General features: G+C 54.5%; 5 protein-coding genes. 3 read left to right on the forward strand and 2 right to left on the reverse strand.

Translation table 11 applies throughout. The annotated features are described in order from the left end of the window. Both JMJ95_RS00860 and JMJ95_RS00865 read right to left on the reverse strand, forming a co-directional pair. The coding region (locus JMJ95_RS00860; RefSeq protein ID WP_290680981.1) for a GTP-binding protein at positions 1 to 127 on the reverse strand (127 nt) is incomplete at its 3' end. A 598-nt stretch (positions 128 to 725) separates the two neighbouring features. Continuing rightward, positions 726 to 1,625, reverse strand: a complete 900-nt coding sequence (locus tag JMJ95_RS00865) for a DUF1848 domain-containing protein (RefSeq protein WP_290681259.1) — start codon at positions 1,623 to 1,625, stop codon at positions 726 to 728. 435 nt (positions 1,626 to 2,060) lie between these two features. Between JMJ95_RS00865 and JMJ95_RS00870 the strand changes: the two genes are divergently transcribed. From JMJ95_RS00870 to JMJ95_RS00880, 3 genes are all read left to right on the forward strand, one after another. Next, positions 2,061 to 2,891 (forward strand): TIM barrel protein, encoded by an 831-nt coding sequence (locus JMJ95_RS00870; protein WP_290681262.1) that lies wholly within the window; start codon positions 2,061 to 2,063, stop codon positions 2,889 to 2,891. A 59-nt stretch (positions 2,892 to 2,950) separates the two neighbouring features. Then, positions 2,951 to 3,958 (forward strand): ABC transporter substrate-binding protein, encoded by a 1,008-nt coding sequence (locus JMJ95_RS00875; RefSeq protein ID WP_290681265.1) that lies wholly within the window; start codon positions 2,951 to 2,953, stop codon positions 3,956 to 3,958. Between the two features lie 9 nt (positions 3,959 to 3,967). Next, positions 3,968 to 5,641, forward strand: a 1,674-nt coding sequence (locus JMJ95_RS00880) for an iron ABC transporter permease (protein WP_290681268.1), incomplete at its 3' end; no start/stop codon positions are given.

Genomic DNA, 5,641 nt, shown 5'->3' on the forward strand with positions numbered 1-5,641 from the left:
CAGCATAGTTCGACGTGGCCAGACACTTCGTGATCGCCGCCGTCAACGTCGTCTTCCCGTGGTCAATGTGACCGATGGTTCCGATGTTCAAATGCGGCTTGGACCTCTCAAATTTCTCCTTCGCCATATGTAGCAACCTCCCTGTAAATGTAGTCCGCCCTCAACCAGGGCATTATAGGCTTTTTGAAAGCACCCACCATCAGCGGGAGGATGCTCCCGACCATGGAGGTTATTGTAGCATATTTACCGAAAAACAAGGACAGCAGGCAAAAAACCTAAATCCGCACCTCAGCGGGAGCGTCACCGGTGCTCGCTTGGGCCGCCGGTGCAGATTGTCGTCCTTGACAACTGCACCTGAAACCGACATCCGTGTCGGTTTCTCTCCCCCGGGCGCTGTGCCCGGCGACACTCCCTCTGCCTGAAAAACCTGCGGATTTAGGAAAAACTGGAAGAGTTTTCCCTCCTGTCTCCAAGGAGTAGAATTCTATCAGCCCCCTCAAAATCTGTCGAGTTTTTTCTTTACACCTAAATCCGCACCCCAGCGGTGAGCGTCACCGGGGGACGCTTGGGCCGAGAAACCAGCGGATGTAGGTCATGGCTTGTTCAGTGAATCCCTATGTATTCACTGAACAGGAGATGCAGGGCATTATTGAGGAAAAACGGGCAAGCTGCACTTCTGAAGATACACAGACCCGCCTTGAAAAAAGAACGGAGCGCATGACGGTTCAGGAACGACGAAGGAGCGCCGAGTCCAGTTCCTCCGGGGAAGGTTCTCCAATGAGCAGGGAGGATTCGGGGGTGTGACGCCTTCTGTTGGCATCCACCATTTTTTTGCTCCGGTTCGCATAGCAGTAGACGCATCCCGCGGGACACGTGTCGTACACGCCGATGTCAGCGCTTTCGGCACATTCGCAGAGGGGGCGCTGGTTCCGGTCTTTCCCGATCTTCAGAGAGCGTCCCGCGAGCCGTTCGACCAGCTCTTTATCGATGCAGGCTCCATGCCGGACGCCCACGTTCTCGAAGTCCCCTTCTTCGCAGCACGTGAGAAGATCGATGCCCCGCTTTTCGGCGATGGCCGAGAATTCTCGGGCCAGTGTCCGCATTGTCCCCGGGGATGTTTCGCTCAATCCCTTTCCCCTGAGCTTCCCGTAGATATCCACGAAGCTGAGGACGCACCGTTCCGTACTGTCTTCCAGGAAGGCGCTCATTCGGTCGAAATCCTCCAGATGGCGCTCCGCCGGATATTCCTTCGAAATCAGAACCGGATCGTACCGCCAGATTGTCCGATGGGAGCCGAGCCGTCCGCCGAGAGTCCGGAAGGCGGCGAGGATGTCTTCCTTTTGGGCGAGCCCTGGCTCTATGGAAGGTCCGTAGGGGGTGACGGTCCATTGAAAATAGTAAGGGTATCCGGCCCTGTCCAGCGTGTCCAGGAGGCCAAACATGGGTCGGGCATCCTTGGTCCAGAAGACGAAGCAATCCACGTCCCGGACTGCAAGGGAGACGTACCTGACTTGAGCCGGGTTCCGGGGATTTCGGACGAGAACGAAGCCTTCCTTCAGGCGCCTTTCCAGCCAGGGAGCATAAAAAGCGGGAATGTCCGTTCGTCTGCTGGCGCTGATGATCATATCCGATTTTTCCGCTTCACCGGCCGAAGGATATTTTCCACAGGTAAAGGGAGGCCACAGCCCCGCATGGAGAATAGCACCTCGCGTATCGGCGAAACGCATCGCCGTTCAGAAATTTGCGGCCGTAGAGGGCCATCGTTCCCCGTCGGACGGCCGGGCCTCCCCGGCTTACCACATCCTTCAAACCTTTTTGCGAAAAATATTATACGTTATCCCCCGTTTGTTTTTTCGCATCGTTTCCAGAAAGTATTGTGACTCAAAAAGGGCAAAAAATCATCCTCGATTTCACCATGTAGTTTTTTCGTTTTTTTCTCCTTCATTTTTGCGTTCTCACTGGAGATTGTTACTTCTAATTTACACTCCATTGACGTTTTTATTACATTCTCTTTATACAATATTTCCCAAGCGGTTTCGCGCTTGGGAAAGGATGAGATCATGACGGGACTGTTTTTTTCATCCACGCTGATGTGGAATGGAACGCTTGAGCAGATGTTTCGGATGGCGGCCGAGCATGAGCTGCAGGGTATGGAGATTTGGGCGCAGCACTTTGAGGCCAGAGGATTTTCTGTGGACGAATATCTGCGGCTTTCCCGTCTGTACGGAACGGAGACTATCGTCCACGCTCCGAGCTGGGATATAAACATCGCCTCCATGAGCGATAAAATCCGACGGGGCTCACTAAAAGAGACCAAGAGAGCGGTGGATTTCGCACTCCGTATTGGCTCATGCGAATTGACCGTCCACCCCGGACACGCATCTCTTCCCGCGGAGAAGGAAGCTTCCTACGATCGTCTTTTCGACTCGCTGTGCGAGCTGTATGAGTACGCTTTCCCCAAGGGAGCTGCCATCTCGCTGGAAGTGATGGAAAAGCTTCCCGTAATGCTGGCAGACTCCGCCGAAAACATGAAGCTGGCGACCAGGGCTCTTTTCGGGCGCTTCACTTATACGGTGGACTCCGCTCACTGCGACGGCGAGGAAGAAGTATTTTCATTACTGCGGACGTTGCCCTCCGTATCGAAAATACACATCAGCAACCGATCGGGGCAGAAACTTCACACCCCTCTCTTCCGGGGTGACCACGACTTTATCCGGTTGCTGCCCAAGCTTTGGGGCATCGGCATTCCCCTCGTCATCGAAGGAATGGATTGTGATCAGGATTTCAGTTTCTTGAAGTCCACCCTCTCTTTTGTGGAGGACGTGGTGAAAAATCCCCGGTCCCGGTGTGCGGCGGAAAGAAAGAACGAAGACAAGGCCGTGTGCATGTGATCCCCCCTCCAAACGAAAGCAGAGCGACGAGAAAACATACTTCAAGGGAGGTAAGAAAGGTGAATGTAAAACGAATTGTAACGGGAGCGGTTATGGCTGTATTGCTGGCGGCCGGAATGGCGGGAATGGCCGATGCGGCTGGGAAAAGCGCACTGAAGGGTACAGTGGTGCTCTACACGTCCCAGCCTGAAAAAGACGTGGCGAAGCTTATCGGTGCCTTCAACGGGAAATATCCCGGCGTGACTGTCGACGTGTTCCGTTCGGGAACGGAAGAAGTGGTGAGTAAGATCCGGGCGGAAAACAAGGTGAAGTCCGTGCTTGCCGACGTGCTTCTCGTAGCGGATAGCGTCACCTTTGAAGGGCTGAAGGAAGAGGGGATGTTGCTTTCCTACGATTCTCCCGAACTGAAAGGTATTCCCGGGGAATACGTGGACAAGGACCGCACCTATGCGGGCACCAAACTCATCACCACGGGGATCATTTACAACACCGCCAAGATAAAAACGACCTTGACCGGCTTCGCCGACCTGACGAAAGAGGAATTCAAGAACAACGTCATTATGCCCAGCCCATTGTACTCCGGTGCGGCGGCCTATAATCTCGGCGTGATAACCCGCACCGACGGACTCGGCTGGAAATTCTACGAAGATCTGAAGGACAACGGCGTGCGGGTGGAGAAGGGCAACGGCGCGATCCAGACCGCCGTAGTGGCGGGTGACCGGGCCTGCGGCATCATCGTTGATTATATGGCGGTACGCTCCAAAACCAACGGTGCACCAGTGGAGTTCGTCTATCCCGTCGAAGGATCTCCCGCCATTACAGAGCCCATCGGTATACTGAAGACAACCAAGGTCCCCGAGCAGGCCAAGGCCTTCGTGGATTTTGTCTTGTCCGAAGAGGGACAGCAAGTGGCGGCCGACATGGGGTATACTCCGATTAAAGCTGGAGTGCCTGCCCCCAAAGGGTTGAAATCCATCAGCGAAATCAAAAGCATGGTCTATGATATCTCCATACTGAAATCCCACAGAGAGGCCGACAAGGCGAAGTTCAGCGACATGTTCCAGTAAAAACCGCAGATGACGGTGCGCGCCCTCGAGTTGAAACCTACATACGGAAGCCGTCTTTTCTCCGCTCTTTTCTCCGGTCTTTTCTACTTCGCGGTCTTCCTCGTCTTTCTGGCGCCGCTGCTGCGCCTTCTGGCCATGAGCTTCACCGAGGAAGCCGGGTACAGTTTTTCCCACTACACCCGGCTCCTCGCCGAAGGCAGAACAAGGTCGGCCATATTCAATTCGGTGATCATAGGGGTTTGTTCCACCGTTTTTTCAGTGATCTGCGGGTCCGTCTTCGCCTTTCTAACGGCATACGCCAACTTGAAAAGAAAAAACCTGGCGGAAGTTCTCATACTTATGCCCTTCATCATCCCTTCCTACGTGATAACGTTGTCCTGGACAGGTTTTTTGTCCGAAAACAGCGTGGCGAACCAGTGGCTCTCTGCTGCCGGAATAGGACCGGTGAATCTCTATTCCATGGGCGGCATTATTTTCGTGCAGGGAATGTGCAACATCCCTATTGTCTATATGATCGTCAAATCTATGCTGCGGAGGATCCCCGTGGATCTGGAATGGGCGTCCATGGCAGCCGGGTTCAGCCGCAGGCAGACGGTATTACGGGTCAACCTTGCCTTGGCGGCTCCTGCCGTGGCAAGCGGTGGAGTTCTTTCCTTTCTGGCTGCCATCGACAACTTCTCTGTTCCCGCCTTTCTGGGTATTTCCTCCGGAGTTCCGGTGCTGAGTACCTACATCTACGAAAAGGCCATCGGCTTCGGCCCCTCATCCTTTTCCGACGCCGCCGTCCTCTCGGTGCTACTGTCCGTTATCGCTGTGGCCGGAATTCTCCTTGAAGGAATTTTCACACGGAGAGGAAAGGGGCTGGAGAGTGTGGCGGAGGATCCGTCGGTGCGGATAGAGCTGCCGCCGAAAGCCCGCGCAGTGACGGAATGGTCCCTACTGTGCGGTCTCGCGGCATTCAACATCGTCCCCCTTGTCTTCATGTTTTTGAGCGCTGTGCAGAAGAGCTACGGCCTGGGATACGGAGAAGACAACCTGACCATTGAAAACTTCCGCGCCCTCCTTACCAACGCGGGAGTGATGCGATCCATACGGAACAGCCTTTTTCTTGCCTCCTTGACATGTATCGTCTGCATTGTAGCCGGCACAGCAGCGGCCTATCTCAAGGTACGCAGGAACAGTAGGGCTGTAAAACTGCTGGAGAGAAGCGCTTCCATCACATACGCCATTCCAGGCATCGTGCTGGCTCTCGCCATGATTTTTCACTGGGTGGAACCCCTTCCGGGGATTCGTCCGGGAATCTACGGAACTATGACCATTCTGGCGGTAGCCTATGTCACCCGATACCTTATCCTGCAGATCAAAGGCAGCGTCAATGCCATGCTTACCGTGGAGCCCGCCCTTGAAGAAGCGGCCCTCGCAGGCGGCAGCGGACGGACGTCCCTATGGCTGCATATTCTGATCCCTTTGTTAGCCAGGCCCGTGATGGCAAGTGCATTCCTCATTTTTATCCCCGCCATGACGGAGCTGACACTATCCTCCATACTCTCTGCGGCGGGAACCAAGACCATCGGTCTCACGGTTTTCAACTTCCAGCAGGCGGGAGATTACAGCCTCTCGTCAGCCATGTCCGCCATTATTGTGCTGCTTATTTTGATCGCTTATGGAGCCCTATTTTTGTAC

The sequence above is a fragment of the Aminivibrio sp. genome, assembly GCF_016756745.1.
GTDB lineage: Bacteria > Synergistota > Synergistia > Synergistales > Aminobacteriaceae > Aminivibrio.

What these genes read in the sequence shown, in the direction of transcription:
- JMJ95_RS00870 (WP_290681262.1), top strand. Translation starts at nt 2,061, where the DNA reads ATGACGGGACTGTTTTTTTCATCCACGCTGATGTGGAATGGAACGCTT.
- JMJ95_RS00865 (WP_290681259.1), bottom strand. Translation starts at nt 1,625, where the DNA reads ATGATCATCAGCGCCAGCAGACGAACGGACATTCCCGCTTTTTATGCT.